20 protein-coding genes and 1 tRNA gene are annotated in these 15,217 nt (G+C 63.0%); 14 read left to right on the forward strand and 7 right to left on the reverse strand.

The window, feature by feature from the left end; translation table 11 throughout:
* Positions 1–9 precede the first annotated feature (9 nt).
* Positions 10–414 carry a flagellar biosynthesis repressor FlbT gene (locus BM009_RS19695; protein ID WP_093298795.1) on the reverse strand — a complete coding sequence of 135 codons (405 nt, stop codon included), beginning with the start codon at positions 412–414 and terminating at the stop codon, positions 10–12.
* 197 nt (positions 415–611) lie between these two features.
* Here BM009_RS19695 and BM009_RS19700 point away from each other — a divergent pair, with 197 nt between their 5' ends.
* From BM009_RS19700 to BM009_RS19710, 3 genes are read left to right on the forward strand one after another with little or no spacing between them, the layout of a single operon-like run.
* Positions 612–1,928, forward strand: a complete 1,317-nt coding sequence (locus BM009_RS19700) for a flagellar hook protein FlgE (protein ID WP_302847374.1) — start codon at positions 612–614, stop codon at positions 1,926–1,928.
* Between the two features lie 25 nt (positions 1,929–1,953).
* A complete protein-coding gene (locus BM009_RS19705) occupies positions 1,954–4,059 on the forward strand; it encodes a FlgK family flagellar hook-associated protein (RefSeq protein ID WP_093298798.1) in 2,106 nt (701 codons plus the stop codon).
* 13 nt (positions 4,060–4,072) lie between these two features.
* Complete coding sequence (locus BM009_RS19710) at positions 4,073–4,978, forward strand: flagellin (protein ID WP_093298800.1); 906 nt, start codon at positions 4,073–4,075, stop codon at positions 4,976–4,978.
* Here the strand turns inward: BM009_RS19710 and BM009_RS19715 are convergent.
* Positions 4,965–5,570: a uracil-DNA glycosylase gene (locus tag BM009_RS19715; RefSeq protein WP_093298801.1), complete on the reverse strand. Its 606-nt coding sequence runs from the start codon at positions 5,568–5,570 to the stop codon at positions 4,965–4,967. The genes BM009_RS19710 and BM009_RS19715 overlap by 14 nt on opposite strands.
* A gap of 23 nt (positions 5,571–5,593) precedes the next feature.
* On the opposite strand from BM009_RS19715, the gene folK reads away from it, so the two are divergent.
* The 4 genes from folK (at position 5,594) to BM009_RS19735 (ending at position 8,284) form a co-directional block, all read left to right on the forward strand.
* Positions 5,594–6,070: a 2-amino-4-hydroxy-6-hydroxymethyldihydropteridine diphosphokinase gene (gene folK / locus BM009_RS19720; protein WP_093298803.1), complete on the forward strand. Its 477-nt coding sequence runs from the start codon at positions 5,594–5,596 to the stop codon at positions 6,068–6,070.
* Positions 6,071–6,082: 12 nt separating this feature from the next.
* Positions 6,083–6,158, forward strand: a tRNA-Lys gene (locus BM009_RS19725).
* Positions 6,159–6,321: 163 nt separating this feature from the next.
* Positions 6,322–7,629, forward strand: coding sequence for a tyrosine-type recombinase/integrase (locus tag BM009_RS19730; protein WP_254772371.1), 1,308 nt, complete (start codon positions 6,322–6,324; stop codon positions 7,627–7,629).
* Between the two features lie 139 nt (positions 7,630–7,768).
* Positions 7,769–8,284, forward strand: a complete 516-nt coding sequence (locus BM009_RS19735; RefSeq protein ID WP_093298806.1) for a hypothetical protein — start codon at positions 7,769–7,771, stop codon at positions 8,282–8,284.
* A gap of 386 nt (positions 8,285–8,670) precedes the next feature.
* Here BM009_RS19735 and BM009_RS19740 read toward each other — a convergent pair whose 3' ends face one another.
* Positions 8,671–8,925, reverse strand: a complete 255-nt coding sequence (locus BM009_RS19740) for an AlpA family transcriptional regulator (RefSeq protein WP_093298808.1) — start codon at positions 8,923–8,925, stop codon at positions 8,671–8,673.
* On the opposite strand from BM009_RS19740, the gene BM009_RS19745 reads away from it, so the two are divergent.
* The 5 genes from BM009_RS19745 (at position 8,924) to BM009_RS22735 (ending at position 10,973) form a co-directional block, all read left to right on the forward strand.
* Positions 8,924–9,172 (forward strand): hypothetical protein, encoded by a 249-nt coding sequence (locus tag BM009_RS19745; RefSeq protein ID WP_093298809.1) that lies wholly within the window; start codon positions 8,924–8,926, stop codon positions 9,170–9,172. The two genes, BM009_RS19740 and BM009_RS19745, sit on opposite strands and share 2 nt — an antisense overlap.
* A gap of 148 nt (positions 9,173–9,320) precedes the next feature.
* Positions 9,321–9,581 (forward strand): hypothetical protein, encoded by a 261-nt coding sequence (locus BM009_RS22730; RefSeq protein WP_175488134.1) that lies wholly within the window; start codon positions 9,321–9,323, stop codon positions 9,579–9,581.
* Between the two features lie 457 nt (positions 9,582–10,038).
* Positions 10,039–10,278: a hypothetical protein gene (locus tag BM009_RS19755; protein ID WP_093298811.1), complete on the forward strand. Its 240-nt coding sequence runs from the start codon at positions 10,039–10,041 to the stop codon at positions 10,276–10,278.
* Positions 10,275–10,562, forward strand: coding sequence for a hypothetical protein (locus tag BM009_RS19760; RefSeq protein WP_093298812.1), 288 nt, complete (start codon positions 10,275–10,277; stop codon positions 10,560–10,562). Before BM009_RS19755 ends, BM009_RS19760 begins: the two co-directional genes overlap by 4 nt.
* A 228-nt stretch (positions 10,563–10,790) precedes the next feature.
* Entirely contained in the window at positions 10,791–10,973 is a 183-nt protein-coding gene (locus tag BM009_RS22735; RefSeq protein ID WP_093298814.1) for a hypothetical protein, read from the forward strand.
* A 199-nt stretch (positions 10,974–11,172) separates the two neighbouring features.
* Here the strand turns inward: BM009_RS22735 and BM009_RS22380 are convergent, their stop codons facing one another.
* Genes BM009_RS22380 through BM009_RS19770 form a run of 3 tightly spaced genes read right to left on the reverse strand, consistent with a single transcriptional unit; the run spans position 11,173 to position 12,670 of the window.
* Positions 11,173–11,448: a hypothetical protein gene (locus tag BM009_RS22380; RefSeq protein WP_139216684.1), complete on the reverse strand. Its 276-nt coding sequence runs from the start codon at positions 11,446–11,448 to the stop codon at positions 11,173–11,175.
* Positions 11,445–11,735 carry a hypothetical protein gene (locus BM009_RS22385; RefSeq protein ID WP_139216685.1) on the reverse strand — a complete coding sequence of 97 codons (291 nt, stop codon included), beginning with the start codon at positions 11,733–11,735 and terminating at the stop codon, positions 11,445–11,447. The genes BM009_RS22380 and BM009_RS22385 overlap by 4 nt, the downstream gene beginning before the upstream one ends.
* Positions 11,732–12,670 (reverse strand): hypothetical protein, encoded by a 939-nt coding sequence (locus BM009_RS19770; protein ID WP_093298815.1) that lies wholly within the window; start codon positions 12,668–12,670, stop codon positions 11,732–11,734. The genes BM009_RS22385 and BM009_RS19770 overlap by 4 nt, the downstream gene beginning before the upstream one ends.
* Before the next feature lie 116 nt (positions 12,671–12,786).
* Here BM009_RS19770 and BM009_RS19775 point away from each other — a divergent pair, with 116 nt between their 5' ends.
* On the forward strand, positions 12,787–13,620 hold the full coding sequence (locus BM009_RS19775) for a MerR family transcriptional regulator (RefSeq protein ID WP_175488135.1): 834 nt from the start codon (positions 12,787–12,789) through the stop codon (positions 13,618–13,620).
* 844 nt (positions 13,621–14,464) lie between these two features.
* On the opposite strand, the gene BM009_RS19780 is transcribed toward BM009_RS19775, so the two are convergent.
* Positions 14,465–14,671 (reverse strand): hypothetical protein, encoded by a 207-nt coding sequence (locus tag BM009_RS19780; protein ID WP_093298818.1) that lies wholly within the window; start codon positions 14,669–14,671, stop codon positions 14,465–14,467.
* A 44-nt stretch (positions 14,672–14,715) separates the two neighbouring features.
* Here BM009_RS19780 and BM009_RS19785 point away from each other — a divergent pair, with 44 nt between their 5' ends.
* Complete coding sequence (locus tag BM009_RS19785) at positions 14,716–15,183, forward strand: hypothetical protein (protein ID WP_093298820.1); 468 nt, start codon at positions 14,716–14,718, stop codon at positions 15,181–15,183.
* The last annotated feature ends 34 nt before the right edge of the window (positions 15,184–15,217 follow it).

Raw genomic sequence — 15,217 nt, forward strand, 5'->3', positions numbered from 1 at the left:
CGGGCTCCTTCAGGCGGCCTGCGTCGTGGCGGGGTCAGCCGCGGCAGCGTCTTCCATGGCGATCAGCTCGCGGGCGGCGGCGAGGGCCTTGTAATATTCCACCTGGGCAAGGTCGTTGGCGAAGCGGATGCACAGCTCGCGCGCCTCGGGGGTGCCCAGGCTGCCGATCAGCAGGCTGAGCAGCTGGACCACCGCGTCGTGATGCGCGTCGCGCCCCGCGGGATCGATATAGGCGAGCATCGTCGCGAAATAGAGCTGCCGCGCAGGCGTGGTCGCTTCCTCGGGCCGCATCACTTCGCGGCCGCGCAGGATCGATACCATATTCTCGACGGCGATCTGGGTCCGGCCCACGGCGCGCAGCACTGCACCGTTGACGATCGCCTTTTCACCGTCCCGGAGCGTGATGCGAAGCATGGAACTGGCCTTTCGATAAGCGTTCCTCAACTTATAGGCGCGTTCGGGGCGGAGATGGACAAACACCCGGCAAATTTTGCCGCCTTACAATCGTAACCGGCAAAATCGCCCCTTTGATTTGGGCGATGCCGCCAGCCCTCTACAATGAGGATGTCGCCGGCGTGGGGATCGCGCGGGCATCTCGAGGAGTTTTGAACTTGAGCCTCTATTCCGCTCTATACGCTGGCGTTTCCGGGCTGAGCGCGCAGTCGAGTGCCATGGCCACCGTTGCCGACAACATCACCAACATCAATACCGTCGCCTATAAGGGCGTCGAGGCCCAGTTCCGCACGTTGGTGACCGATGGTCGCACTTCGGCGAGCTACTCGGCAGGTGGTGTCGCGGCCGCGCCGCTCGCACAGGTTTCCAAGCAGGGCCTGCTCCAGGCCTCGGGCAGCAGCACCGATCTCGCGATCGATGGCGGCGGGTTCTTCATCACCCGCAGCGGCCTGAATTCGAACGACCCGGTCGCCTATACCCGCGCGGGCTCGTTCAAGCCGGACGAAGAAGGCTATCTGCGCAACTCGGCGGGCCTGTACCTCTATGGCTGGCGCCTGGACGCCACCGGCGGCTACACCAACACCGGCAACCTCGACACGCTGACGCCTGTGCGTCTGACCGACCTGGTCGGCACCGCGGCGCCGACCAACAAGCTGCAGGCGCACATCAACCTCCAGTCGAGCGCAACGAACTACGACCCGACCTCGCCGACGGGTGCCTACTCCGCCGGCAAGATGGCGGATGGCACGATCACGCCGCAGTTCTCGCGTTCGTTCACCGTCTACGACTCGCAGGGCAGCGGCCACGAGATCAAGATGTCGTTCCTCAAGACGGACGCGAACGAGTGGCAGATGGAAGCCTATGCGGTTCCGGCCAGCGACGTGACCGCCACCAACGGCCTGCTGCGTTCCGGCACGGTGAAGTTCAACGGCGACGGCAGCCTCAACCTGGGTGCGTCGACCGCAGGTCTCTTCAATCCGCTCACCGTCACCTACACCAACAGCTCCAGCTCGGTCCCGATCACGCTGGACATGGGCAAGGATGGCGGCACCAACGGCCTCACCTCCTTCGGTGACCCGTCGTCGCTCGTCACGGGCGGCACCAACGGCGGTACGCTGGGCAACATCGCGGCGACCGAAGTCTCGTCGGACGGCGTGGTCAGCGCGATCTTCGACGATGGCGCCAGCCGCCAGGTGTTCCAGCTGCCGATTGCAACCTTCCCGAACGCGAACGGCCTCACCCGCATCTCGGGCAACGCCTATTCGTCGAACCGCGCCTCGGGCTCGATGACGATGAACCCGCCCGGGCAGCTGGGCGCAGGCAAGATTTCGTCGAGCACGCTGGAGGCCTCGACCGTCGATCTGGCGGGCGAGTTCACCAACATGATCCGCTTCCAGCGCGCCTACAGCGCATCGTCGAAGATCATCACGACCGTCGACGACATGCTGCGCGAAGTCAGCGACCTGAAGCGCTGACGAATAAGGCCGGGGGACGCACGACATGGCGCTGAACGATATCCTAGGAACCGCCGCTTCCGGCCTGGCTGCTGCCCAGGCCGGGTTGAAGGCGGTATCGAACAACATCGCCAATGTCGGCGTCACCGGCTATGCCCGCGAACGGGTCAACCTGACCACCTCGGTGATGTCCGGGAACGTCACCGGCGTCTCGGTCGGCGAGTTCGAGCGCGTTGCCGATCGCTTCCTGGAAGCCACCGTCTATCGGCGGGCCGGCGACTATGGGAAGGCGGAAGTCACCTCCGGCTATCTCGACCGGCTGCAGTCGCTGCTCGGTGAACCCGGCGCCAAGTCGGGCCTGCCGGCGCGGCTGGACGCGATCAACGCCTCGGCGATCGCGATGACCGGCTCGCAATCCTCGGCGCAGACCAGCGCCGTGTTCATCGGCAACGTCTCGGACGCGATTTCGTCGATGCAGCAGATCACCAAGGACGTCGAAGGGCTGCGCAGCGATGTGGAGTCCGAAGTCGGCTATTCGGTCGACAAGATCAACACGCTGCTCCAGCGCATCTATGATCTGAACGGCACCGTGTCGCAGGCCACCGGCCTCGGCCGCAACGCCAGCGGCGCCGCCGACCAGCGGATGAGCGCAATCGAAGAACTGAGCGGCATGCTCTCGGTCAACGTCCGCGACCAGCCGGACGGCCGAGTGATCATCGAGACCACCTCGGGCCAGATGCTGCTGGATTCGCGCCTGCGCCAGCTCGACTATCCGAACAAGGACAGCGGCGTCGGCAACGCCCAGGCGACCTACCCGGACATCTCGATCCGCTTTTCGGACAAGAACGGCAATCAGGGCGCGCTCACCGGCGAGAAGCTCGATTCTGCCGCCGTCGGCGGCAAGCTCGGCGGCCTGCTCGACCTGCGCGATCGCACGCTGCCATCCTTCTCCGAACAGCTGGGCGTCACGTTCAGCGGCCTTTCGGAAGCGCTGAACGCGGTTTCGAACGAAGGTACCACCGTGCCGCCACCCGCCAGCCTCAATGGCCGGCAGAGCGGCCTGGTCGGCACCGATCGACTGGGCTTCAGCGGCAAGGCGACATTTTCGGTGGCGAGTTCCACCGGCACGATGGTCGCCAAGACCGAGATCGATTTCGACGCGCTCGGGCCCGGCGCGACCGTGAACGACATGGTCAACGCGATCAACGCCGGCCTCGGCGGCGCGGCGACCGCCAGCTTCACCAACGGCGTGCTGAGCTTCACCGCCGCGGGCGCCGGCAATGGCGTGGCGATCTCGCAGTCTGCAACCTCGCCGAGCAGCCGTGCCGGGATCGGCGTGTCGCAGTATTTCGGCATGAACGACCTTATCCAGAGCGATAGCAGCACGCTGGTGCCAACCGGCTTCAACGCATCGGACCCGCACGGCTTCACGACCGGCCAGAGTGCGCAGGTGATCCTGCGCGACTCCTCCGGGCTGGCGCTGACCAGCTACACCCTGCAGCCTACCACCGGCGGCACGATGGGCGACGTCATCACCGAGCTCAATGGCAGCGGTCTTGGCAAGTTCGGCTCCTTTTCGCTGGATAGCCGCGGGCGGGTCCGCTTCGATCCGGCAAGCGGCCTGTCCGGCGCTTCGCTGCAGATCGCGACCGACTCCACCGACCGCTTCGGCAGCGGGCGCACCTTCTCCTCCCTGTCGGGCCTCAGCGGGATCAACAGCGGCCTGGACGTGGCCCAGGTCCGCACCGACATCGCCAACACCCCGTCCAAGCTGCCGCTCGCCCGGGTCGACACCAGCGTTGCGGTCGGCAGCAAGGCGATCGGCGCCGGCGATACCCGAGGCGCTACCGCCTTTGCCGACAAGCTGGCGACCGCGCTCGATCTCGGCAAGGACGGCGTCGTCACGGTAGGCCGCTTCTCGACGGCGCTGCTCGGCCGCGCCGGCCTGGAGGCCAGCCAGGCGCAGAGCCGCTTCGACGATGCCGACGCGCGCAAGTCCGACGCGGTCAACCGCCGCGACAGCTATTCGGGCGTCAATATCGACGAGGAACTGTCGCAGATGGTCGTCCTGCAGAACAGCTACTCGGCTGCGGCGCGGGTGATGAGCACCGCGACGCAGATGTACGACACTCTTCTCCAGATGGTCCGTTAAGGGGAGCTGACCCATGACCCGTGTTGCCACCATTCCGCTCCAGCGCACCATGGCCGGCGCCATTTCGAGCGCGCAGGAAAAGCTCGCGATCACCCAGAAGCAGCTGTCCACCGGCAAGAAGGCGACCGATTTCGCCTCGCTCGGCACCGAGGCGGTGCGCAACCTCTCGGCACACACGCTGCTCGAACAGCAGAAGGCGCAGTCGAACGTCGCCAAGCGCGTCGGCACCACCATGTCGCTGTACCAGGGCCATATCGAAGGCGTGCAGACCGCCAACACCGACCTGCGCAAGCAGATCCTGACCGCGATCGGCACCGGTCAGTCGGCGGGTCTGCAGCAGGCGATGGAGAGCGCCTTCTCCCAGATGCGCTCCTCGCTGAACGCGACCGAAGGCGGCGTGCCGTTGTTCGGCGGCTCGCAGACCGACAGCGCGCCTTTCTCGGTCGCGACGCTTGCCGATGCGGCGACGGTACCGGCCGACCAGGCCTTTCATGACGACAATGTGCTCGCCACCGCCCGCGTCGCTGACGGCCTCGATGTCCAGTACGGCGTCAACGCCAGTTCGTTCGGCTCGGGTCTGTACGACGCCTATCGCGCGATGGCGCAGATCGGCCCGATCGGCGACAAGCTTACCGACGCGCAGGTGACTGCGCTGCAGGGAGTCGTCACCAAGATGGATGCGGGCCTGAAGCAGCTCAACGCCGTCAACGCCGACAATGGCCGCAAGCAGAGCCAGATCGAAGACCTGACGGCGCGGGGCGAAGATCGTTCGCTGCTGCTGCAGCAGGTGATCGAGGACAATGAAGACGCCGATCTCGGCCAGGTCGCGATCGACCTGTCGCAGCAGAAGACGGTGCTCGAGGCCAGCTATTCGGTGTTCTCGCAGCTCTCCAGCCTGAGCCTCGTCAAATATCTCTGAGCGCGATCGCGCGTTCGAACACGGCGGTCAGCATCGGCTCGGTCAGCCGGCCGATGCTCTGATTGTACCGCGATACGTGATAGCTATCGAGCACCGTCTGCCCCTTGGGCAGGCGGTGTTCCGCGCCGTGCGCGAAGCGTGCCTTGGGCAGCTTGCCGCCCAGCGCCTTCACCGTCGACTGGTGCGCGATCTCGCCCAGCGCCACGACGATCGGCGCGCGCAGCTGCCCGGCGAGAAACGGCCGGCAGGCATGGATCTCTGCCGGGGTGGGGCGGTTCTCCGGCGGCAGGCAGCGCACCGCGTTGAGGATCTGCACGCCTTTCGGCTCCCCCGCCTCCGCCAGCCCGAGCTTCTCCAGCACCGCGAACAGCAAGGCACCGGAATCGTCGCCGGTGAAGGCGCGGCCGGTGCGGTTCGCACCCGTCCGCCCAGGCGCCAGCCCGACGATTGCGATCGGCGCTTCGGGATCGCCGAGCATCGGCACCGGCGCATTCCACCATTCGGGCTGCTCGGCGCGCAACTGGGTGCGCAGCGCGACGAGGCGCGGGCAGAGCGGGCAGTCGCGATCGGGTTCTAGGCTTGGCGTGGACATCAGGGGGCGATAGGCGCGGGGGCGTGTCCGTCACAAGCTACATCCTCGCCCTGGGCTCCAACCGCCGCGGCCGCCATGGCGGGCCGCGTGCCGAGCTGCGGGCGGCGCTGGCGGCGATCGGCGGTGTACGCGCGGTCTCGCGAATCCACGAGACCGCGCCGCTCGGCCCGTCGATTCGGCGTTTCGCCAACGCCGTCGCCGCGATCGAGACCGACGAGGCACCCGAGGATCTGCTGTACCGGCTGAAGACCATCGAACGCGCATTCGGCCGGCGGCGGGGGCAGCGCTGGGGGGCGCGGGTGATCGATCTCGACATCGTGCTGTGGTCGGGCGGCTGCTGGGCGAGCCCGACGCTGACGGTGCCGCACCCCGAATATCGCAAGCGCCGCTTCGTACTGGCGCCGCTGGCGGAGGTAGCGCCCCAGTGGCGCGATCCGGTGACGGGCCGCACGACGCTTCCGTTGCTGCACGCGGTTGACCGGCGGCGCCCCTGCGCCTAGGTGGCGGGATGTGGGTCCGTAGCTCAGTCGGTAGAGCAAGCGACTTTTAATCGAGAGGTCCCGGGTTCGAATCCCGGCGGACCCACCAGCCTCTCCGGACACCCAAGGACATCGAAGGACACAAGGTTGCGGAAACCCTCGGTTTCTGTTGAGCCTCGACGTGCGTCCAAGGACACCCAGGGACACCCGAGGACGGGGCATCCGGGGGCATTTTTGGGGGCATCGTTCCGAGATTTGGGGGCATCCGTTCCGTGCCGTTGACCGACACCCAGTGCAAGAAGGCCGCGCCAGCCGAGCGCGATTACAAGCTCTCCGACGCCGGCGGGCTCTACCTGTTCGTGACCACCAAGGGGCACAAGTCCTGGCGGCTGAAGTACCGCTTCGCGGACAAGGAGAAGCGGCTGATACTCGGCGCCTATCCGGACATGCCGCTGCGCGACGCGCGCGACGCCCGGGAGGAGGCAAAGCGCCTGCTGCGCGAGCACCGCGACCCGGCGACCGAGCGGCGCAAGCAGAAGATCCTCGCGCACGCCGCGGCCGGCGCGACCTTCAAGGTGGTGGCCGAGCGCTGGTACACCGCGCAGTTGGGCCGCTGGTCGAAGGTGAACGCGACCAAGATCGACCAGGCGCTCAAGCGCGACGTGTTCCCGGAGATCGGCGCGCTGCCACTCAGCGACATCGACGGGCCGACGGTGCTGGCGCTGCTGCGCAAGATCGAGCGCCGCGGCGCTATCGACAGTGCGAAGCGGATCCGCCAGCATATCTCGGCCGTGTTCGGCTACGGGATGGCCGAGGGCTTCTGCGATCGCGACCCGGCCGGTCGGCACCTGGTGAAGGCGATGCTGCCGACGCCGGTGGGCGGCAGCCAGCCGGGCCTCAGCAGTATCGAGGAGATCCGGCAGCTCCACGCGAAGATCGACGCATCGACCGGTGGCCCGCTGACAAAGCTGGCGTCGCGCCTGCTCGGGCTCACCTTCGTGCGGCCGGGCCTGGTGCCGACCGCGCGCTGGACTGAGTTCGAGGGCATCGACTGGACAGACCCGAGCGGGGGAGGGGACAGCTTCGAGCCGATCTGGCGGATCAGCGCCGACCGCATGAAGCTAGAGCTGGAGAACAAGGCCGACGAGGCGTTCGAGCACATCGTGCCACTGCCCGCCCAAGCCGTCGACGTGCTACGGGCGGTGTACACGCTCAGCGGCTGCTTCCCCTACCTCTTCCACAGCGTGCGCTCGACGCACCAGCCGATGTCGAACAACACGATCGGCTATCGCTACAACCAGTGCGGCTATCGTGGCCGGCACGTCCCCCACGGCTGGCGTACCGCGTTCTCGACGATCATGAACGAGCGTGCGACGCAGCTTGGGCTTGAGGGCGATCGCCCGATCATCGATGCCATGCTCTCCCATAAGCCGAAAGGGGTGTCCGCCGCAGAGATGGCGTACAACCGTGCCCGGCACATGTCTCGGCGGTGGGAGCTGGCGCGCTGGTGGGCCGACCAAACCCTCTCAGATCTGCCCGCCGCCAGAATGTTACTCGTAGGTTTCTCACGCGCAGGGTGAACAGCCGAGCTCAGCACGCCCCGGAAATCAAGTACTTGGCCAAGGTGCTGCGGGAGATCCTCCGTTATCCATCACTCTGAAACACCATCGACGTTGGAACAATCATCGAACGCCATTGCGTTCCGAGGGGTTAGTGTGTATGGTGATTCGCATGGACCAGAACCCTGTAATAGCTGCGATCCAAAGCCAGCTTGCTGCACTCACTAATGAGCGTGAGCGTTTGATGGCCCGTGTGCGTGAGATTGATGAGAATCTTGGGAAGGTAGTTCGGAATTTGGGGCTCGAACCGGAAAAGCTGGTCGCCTCCCATTCCGATCTACCTCGCCTTGCGAAGCCGGATGCCAGGAGCAACGGCACAATGGCTGCTAAGATGCTCGAGATTTTGATGGCCGCTGACCACGGATATTCCAGAAGCGAGATGAAGGACGCGTTGTCAGCGGCGTCCCCGCTTTTTCGATCGCAGATCGAGAAGAACGTCAACACATTCTACAACAACGTGAGCCGCTACCTTAAGGCCGGTAAAATAGTGGACGTGGAGGGCTATCTCTACCACGCTTTGCGTGCGCCGTCCGACGACACATCAGAGGACGATGGGGCGGATAACGGAGTTGTGCGGCTGGTGCCGCGAGAGAGCAGATTGGATCTAGGAAATTGAAACGGGGCCGGACGCTTCCACGGCAATCGCGACCCCGTCTCATATTGCACTAACTAGGAAGGAGACCACTGATGCGGCCGCCATAGTACAGCTTTCGAGCCAATAGGGGGAAACAGGTCTGCAACACCTGCCAACCTCTCAGCGTAAGCAGTCGCCAACATCATATTACGTACTGCAGCCGGGGCCCGTGCGGTTCCCGGTTGCTTTGTATGTATCAGATCTAGAACAAATTGCAATCGCCGAAGCCGTTGATGGCCTCGGAGATGAGCTGCTTCGCTGCAAACGGAAGACCTGCCTTAAGCCTCACGATTGGTGGAAAATGGCCGTAGCGGAGCTGGATATCTCGTCGCATTCCGTCGTCGAAGCGAGGACACTAAGCGCGCAAGTCATGCGGCCGCGGTCCAGCACATCGGATTGGCCATCCACTCGCGCAGATCACTCTCACGCCAGCCAACCGCATTGGCACCGAGCCTTACGCTCTTTGGGAACTCGCCGCGTGCCATCTTCCGGTAGATCGTCTTCCCCGACAGTCCTGTGCGGGCCTCGACCTCCCGTAGGCGTACGAACGCTGCGACAGGCGCTGGTGTCGTGCTAGGGTAGCTAGCTGCGAGCGTACTTTTGGAGACACGGCGGTCAGGCATGAAGGACCTCGACTGGGATCAGGACGCGGGCTTGTCGCGATCGGTGCTCGGCGACGGATGGCCTCTTCCGATGGGCGAGGACGTCGCCCAAGGCACTCTCTACGATATGGTGAGCCGCTATCTCGAGTTTCCCGAAGCTCAGAGGTCCATGATGACGATCACGATCGACGGTGGCTTTCACCTGGATGGGGTCGAGATCGAATATCTTGCCGAGCGTCGTCAGCGAGAGCGACCGCCTTCCATTTAGCGAGCCGCAGGGCGCCATGTTGTAGCGGCGCCAGCGGCGGGCTTCTCCGGCTGAAGATGTTGCGCTAACTTGTTGAGCAAGGAGGAGGCGCGATGCGACCTCGATCCAGCCGGGTGCGCAATTGCTATGCGGTGCGGAGCGATCGGGCATGAATGACCTCTTCTGGAAGCTTAAAGCGGAGCTTTCGCGAACCATCATTTTCGACGGATTGGGCGGCTGGCCCTTCTCGATGGGTGATGACATCGCGAAAGGCACCGTCGCGGAGATGTTGGACAAGTATCTTGAATTCCCCGAGGAGGAGCGCTCGCGGATGATGATCACGACCGCCAGTGGCTTCCGTCTTGAAGGCGAAGAAATCGACGCGCTCGTGGCGCGACGTCGCCGAGAAATGCCCCCGAGCGAGGGCTGAGGGGCAGGTGCCCAGGCGGTACCTTTGCCAGTAGCGGTCCCACCTGGTAGCCGCGCCGGCTGCCATCACCGCACACGACAGGTCGCGACCGTCCGGCAGGCGGCAGCGGGCGACGATGCGGTTGTAGCTGGGCTCTAATGCTTGACAGCTCAGCTTGCGGCGCAGCACCAACGCCGACACCATCCGCTGGCTCGCCCGTGCTCGCGCGTCGCTGCAGACGTACCCGGCGCGGCGTTGGCGGCACGGCTCGGCGGACTCTAAGTCAGGCGCCTGGACGCCGGCGATGCGGACCTTCGGCCCCTCCGCGCACCAAAGCGGCCCGTCCCCATCATGAACGCGGGTGACCGTACAGGAGAACGTTTGCGGCGAACCGAGGCCGACTAGTAAAAACACGATATCGATCATGATCATGGGTTAGCCGATTGAAGCGCGATCAGCGTTAGCCGAGGGTCGGGCTTTGAGCAGATCGCAGCACAGTGCAGATGAAATTCGCGATGAGCTGGAGCGGGTTGCCGCCAGCCTGAGCGCGAACGATGAGGATCTCGACCTTGATTTCCGACGGCCATTCTTGGCCGGTCCGCACTGGCCCTTCGCGCACAACTGGGACGTTCGCGTCGCGGTGCCTGACGGCTTGGAGGACCTCGCATTCCGAGTGATCGATGAAGTCGCCACCCGCTGGAATCTGGAAGAGAAATGAACGGGCCCGATGTCCATCGGCTGAGCGCCGGCACCGTCACCTTTCAAATGCCCCTCCACCGGCCGGCTTGGTCGTACGACCACGAGGCGCTCGACCGGCTTGTCGATGTCGAGGTGGAGGTGCGCGCACTGCTGCGATTGAGCAGCTCGGCCTCCGGCACGTACGTCACGAAGCCTACGCTGGCGGGTAACCGGCAGTTGGTCGAGCAAGTCGCACGGCGCATTATCGATCGAGAAGGGCCCAGCTTCGTTCAGCCCGTCCGAGTGACAGCGAAGGACGTCTAACTGCGCCGCGCCTCTTGGAGCAGGGATAAGCAAACTCGCTTTAGAATTGCACAGGGTGGAATAGTCATACGACGACTTAAGCGATTCCCCTAAGTTCATCTGATTTGCAGAACGCGCGATAGCCATCTCATGCGTAACAGTAGTGGGGTTGCCGTGGGGATTGTCGCTTTTCAGATGCCGTTGACGAGAGCTCGATGGTTCTATGAGAATCAGGATGCTAGCCGAAATGTGGATGTGGAAGTTGACCTCGCTGCGCTGGAGAGGCTGAATCAATCGAGCATCGGTGATGCGCCGCCCTCTGCGATCTTCGCCGCTAACCGAGCCGCAATCGAGCGCGCTGCCCGCAACATCATCGACCGCGAGGGGCCGAATTTCGCCGAACCCATCCAGGTCACCGCCAAAGACGTATAGCCCCGCCACTGTTTGGGCGCGCTGCATAGGTGGTGGTACCGGACGGCCTCGGCGCCCGGTACCGTTGCGACCCGTTCCGCAAGTTTGGAGTTTGCCGAGGCACGGGGGTATGGCTACTGCGCGCCGGCGGGGGTGAGCATCGCCGGCGCGAGGAGCAGGTAGCTCGAATTTTAGACGACGCGGCAACACGATAACCACATCACGCTGCCTTGCGGTGGATGAGAATAATGTTGCGCTCGCCATCGTCAGGGTCGTCACCAGCTTCAGCCGACGTCCAACGGCCGCAGAAGCGGCTCTCATGCGTTTCGGGGTACATCGGCACCGGAAAGCGTCCGGCGCCTTGAACCACCACGGGCGGATTGATCTGGCAGACGCCAAGTTCAGGGCCCGCAGATGGATCGCGGACGGCATTTGCCAGCTTTGGCCCCGAGCGCGTCCACCAGGCGCAGGTGGCACAAACTCGATCGCAGCTCATTGCGGTGCTCCAGAAGGACCGGCGCCTCGCTTGTGCTCGGCATAGCGCTGTGCCTGATCGGTCAAAGCGATCTTCGGGTCGGCGACAAATTCGCCGCACTGCTGATCGGTGTGCACCTCGGGAAAAACTGAGGAGACCGTCACCCCGCCGACTTCAGACCACGTGGGATTGAAGACCTTGGGCGGATAGCGCCGGCAGATGCCAATGCGCGCAGGGGCCGCTTTCGGCTCAGCCGTGGCGTCCGGGACGCCGCGACCGAGAAAGTGCGTGCAGGTCCCGCAGCTCATGCGAGCACCATCGAGCGCTGCTCAGCGCCCTGCTGTGAGAGATCGATGCCGCCGATGCGGGCCAGATCCTCGATGCAATCCCAAAGCAATTGCTCGTTCGCATCGCTATGGCTCCGGATCCCATTGACGAACTCGGGGTCAGTAGGATCCACAACCACCAGATCCGACCAAGACTGACATGCGATGTGCTGGAATGCAACGCGGAGCTTCGCGACCACGCCCTCAATCGTTCGAGCTCGAGCAGCATGAACCTCGTCATCGAATGCGGCGCACATCCGCTCCCAGTCGGGAACGCGATCGTTGAGGTCGTGCCTCATACCTAGCAAATACGACATGCCCTGACGAACACCCGCGAACGCCGCCAAAAGCTGAGCGTCGGGGGAGGCGACGCCCTTGTCGCCGAACGCGAGCGCGCGCACCAGCGGCGAGCGGGAGAGCAAAGCGTCCCGGATCGACAGCGTAACACGGTCGTGAGAGGAGTTGTTACCTTCCAGTTCAGCCCAAGATCGAAGGCCTTTCCCGAGAGGTGCAGCGTCCAATAAGTCGAGGAGATCGAGGAACGTGACGACGTCTTCGTCTGAGGGCGTCTCGCACTTCGTTTCCCGGATGCGATTGACGGCGTCCTGCTCGTGATCGCCGAGCATGATGTAGCCGTCGTCGTCTTCTCCTTGGTACGACCAGTACGCGATAGCGGCATCCAGCCATGCCAAAAAAGCGGCGAGCATACCGGGCGACAGATCGCGACTGGCGATCTCCCGAGCTTCCTCGAAAGTGCATCCTGTGAGGTTCTCAAGCACGGCATCAGCGATGCCGGCGGGCAGGGCTCCGAGCGCTTTGCGGACGCTCACGACGGCGCCCGTCGGTGGCAGCGCTAGAACCGGGGTGCCGAATGCGAGAGGCGTGGAAGCGGTGATCTGACCGTACTGGAACGTCATGTGCTTGCTCCTGCAAGGGTGTCCCGCAGGAGATGAGCGGAGGCTGCGAAGGCGAGCGCGCGATCTGGTCTGCGAGGCCGCGAAAGCGACTGATGCAGAGGTATTGGAAATTTATCATGGTGTCAACACAGGATGATAAATTTCCAATGTCGGTAAAGGTGCTTTCCGCCTTTACAAAGGTGCGATACACCTTTACCGGAAAGCCTATGATCCTCGATTCCTTTACGCGTGCTCAGGTCAGTGAGCTCACAGGGCTGTCCAACGACGTCCTCGCTCACTGGACTAAGGAGGGCATTCTTCGGCCGGCCGACCGGAGCACCGGGACTGGCAAGCATAAGTTCTTCAGGCGCCGCGAGGTTAATAAAGTTGCGATACTGTCTAAGCTTAGAGAGTTCCATTGCTCAATCAGTACCATCCGTTGGTTGAGTGAACGGATTGATCAGGCTTACGCTATACATGATGCCTGCGGAGGAATGGACCCTTACCAACTATATTCGGCTCCATCGATCACGTCATATCTCAAGCGATTCCGATCTGGGTTACCGACTCGCCGCCGCTATCGCTTTTATGATTCAGACAGTGATAGCATAATTTATGCTAAGAGCGAAGAGGAGATCATAAACCGAGAGGATACCGAGCTAAGCGAACAGGAATACGATATATTTAAGCGCATTATATTCGAGCGCTTAGATGATGATGACGCGGAGATTGTCTTGCAGATTGCGGCGGACCTTTCTGAGACGGCCATATCCCATCAGAGTATCAGGAATATATGGCTGCTTTGGCCTGAGTCTGGCGGATGGAAGTTATTCTCTGACACGGATGAGAATCTGTCCGGGCTGAGACTATCTCCGCCTGCCGCTATCTATCTGCACGTGACCCGTGTTGTTCGAGCAGTCTGGGGGATGAAATATACATCTTCGTGGGGCGAGGAGGACCAAAATGGATGAAGAAAATCGATCACCATTGGTAAAATCCTCCCCTTGCTGCCGTTTGTGTATGGCGCGGGAGATGCAGCTTAAATGGTGGACCGCAGAATTTCAGCGCCTGGTTCGGCATCGGCCGCGCTCGCAGGGGTCTCTGTGGTATGACTGGCGCGAAGATTTTCTGGAAGCGCAAGAGCATCTCGCACGGCTTGCGCTAGATACTCCACACGCCGGTCCGTTTTTCTCGGTAGCCCGGGCAGAGCTAGAAGTATCGCGGACGCAATCCTATCCTCGTCTGGTCTCTCAACAATTCTACCCTCAGCCTCATCAAGAAAGAACTCGGACAGGGTGATTCCCACAACTTCCAGCACTAAGCGCAAGTTGCCAATGCTAGGCTCGCTTCCATTGCGCAGATTGGTGAAAAAAGATGTGTTAACACCCGCTCTCGTAGCCCACTCATTGTTCGAGAGATCGTCAGGTCGCGGTAGCTTCATAAGCTTTTCGTAAATCTGAATCGCCCGCCGTGCGGCTACCTCGCGCTTTCCACCTCGCACCTTCATGTTGGAAATATCCCACAGTCGCAGCCATAATCCCATTTGATAAATTTATCATGACGGCCTTGCGACCGTTGGAAATTTATCATAGCTTGTTTGGATGCTGCCTACCGATGCCGACATCCTCGAGCAAATTGAAGCCTTTCTTGAACGGAGCGGCGTCAGTCCGACGCGCTTCGGTATTGCTGCGATTTCCGATGGCGCTCTCGTCGGCCAGCTAAGGCGAGGCACGAGGTCGCTTACGCTGAAAACGGCACGTAGAATCGCAGACTACATGTCCGAGAATCACCACTTGGATGGGGCTCGAGCGGATCTCAATCATTGCTCGCCACATCCCGCCGCAGCACGAACACGAGCCCGAGCATGAGCGTCTGCGGTTCTCCGTACAGCACCTGCGAGAAGCCGTCCTCAAGCTGGTCGAGGAAGTGATGGACCGCTTCGTTCGGCAGCTGCGCCGCTCGCATCGAGTCCACAATTGCCCCCATGACCACGCCAATCGCGCTGATCGTGAGGAAGCCCATGTTCCGCGCTTTTCTGTCTTTCGTCATGCTCCTGGAGTTATTCGATGAATGCACCGTACATCCACGGGCGCCGACGGACTCTGACCGCGTCTGGCGCGATTGACGCTCAGAACAAGATCCTCACCGCCATCAAGGAAGAGGATGGCGCGACCTGGATCGACATCGGTCGCGCGCTCGGCAAGTCGGATGACCGCGCGGCTGCCTATGGCAACACCGCGTCCGCGATCGATCTGCCCACGTTCCTCGCCGGCTGCCATGAATGGGGAGCTCGCTTCGCCGATCCGCTGCTCGCCCTGGTCGGAGGCAAATGGGCTGACGTCGGCGCGTACTGCACCAGCGACGAGAAGGCGGCGTTGACGCTTGCCTCTCTGCTGCCGGCCATCATCGAGGTTGAGGCGGACGGCCGGACAGAGCCGCGCGAGTTGCTACCCCACGAGGCGCTGATCCGCCGCGTCCACGCGCTCACTTCGGCCTGGCTGGAGATGATTGCGGCTGAGCGGGGCCGCGGGTGACTGCCCGTCGCACCACACAATCAACTCGACGGCT

The sequence above is a fragment of the Sphingomonas sp. NFR04 genome, from assembly GCF_900114095.1.
Classification (GTDB): Bacteria; Pseudomonadota; Alphaproteobacteria; order Sphingomonadales; family Sphingomonadaceae; genus Sphingomonas.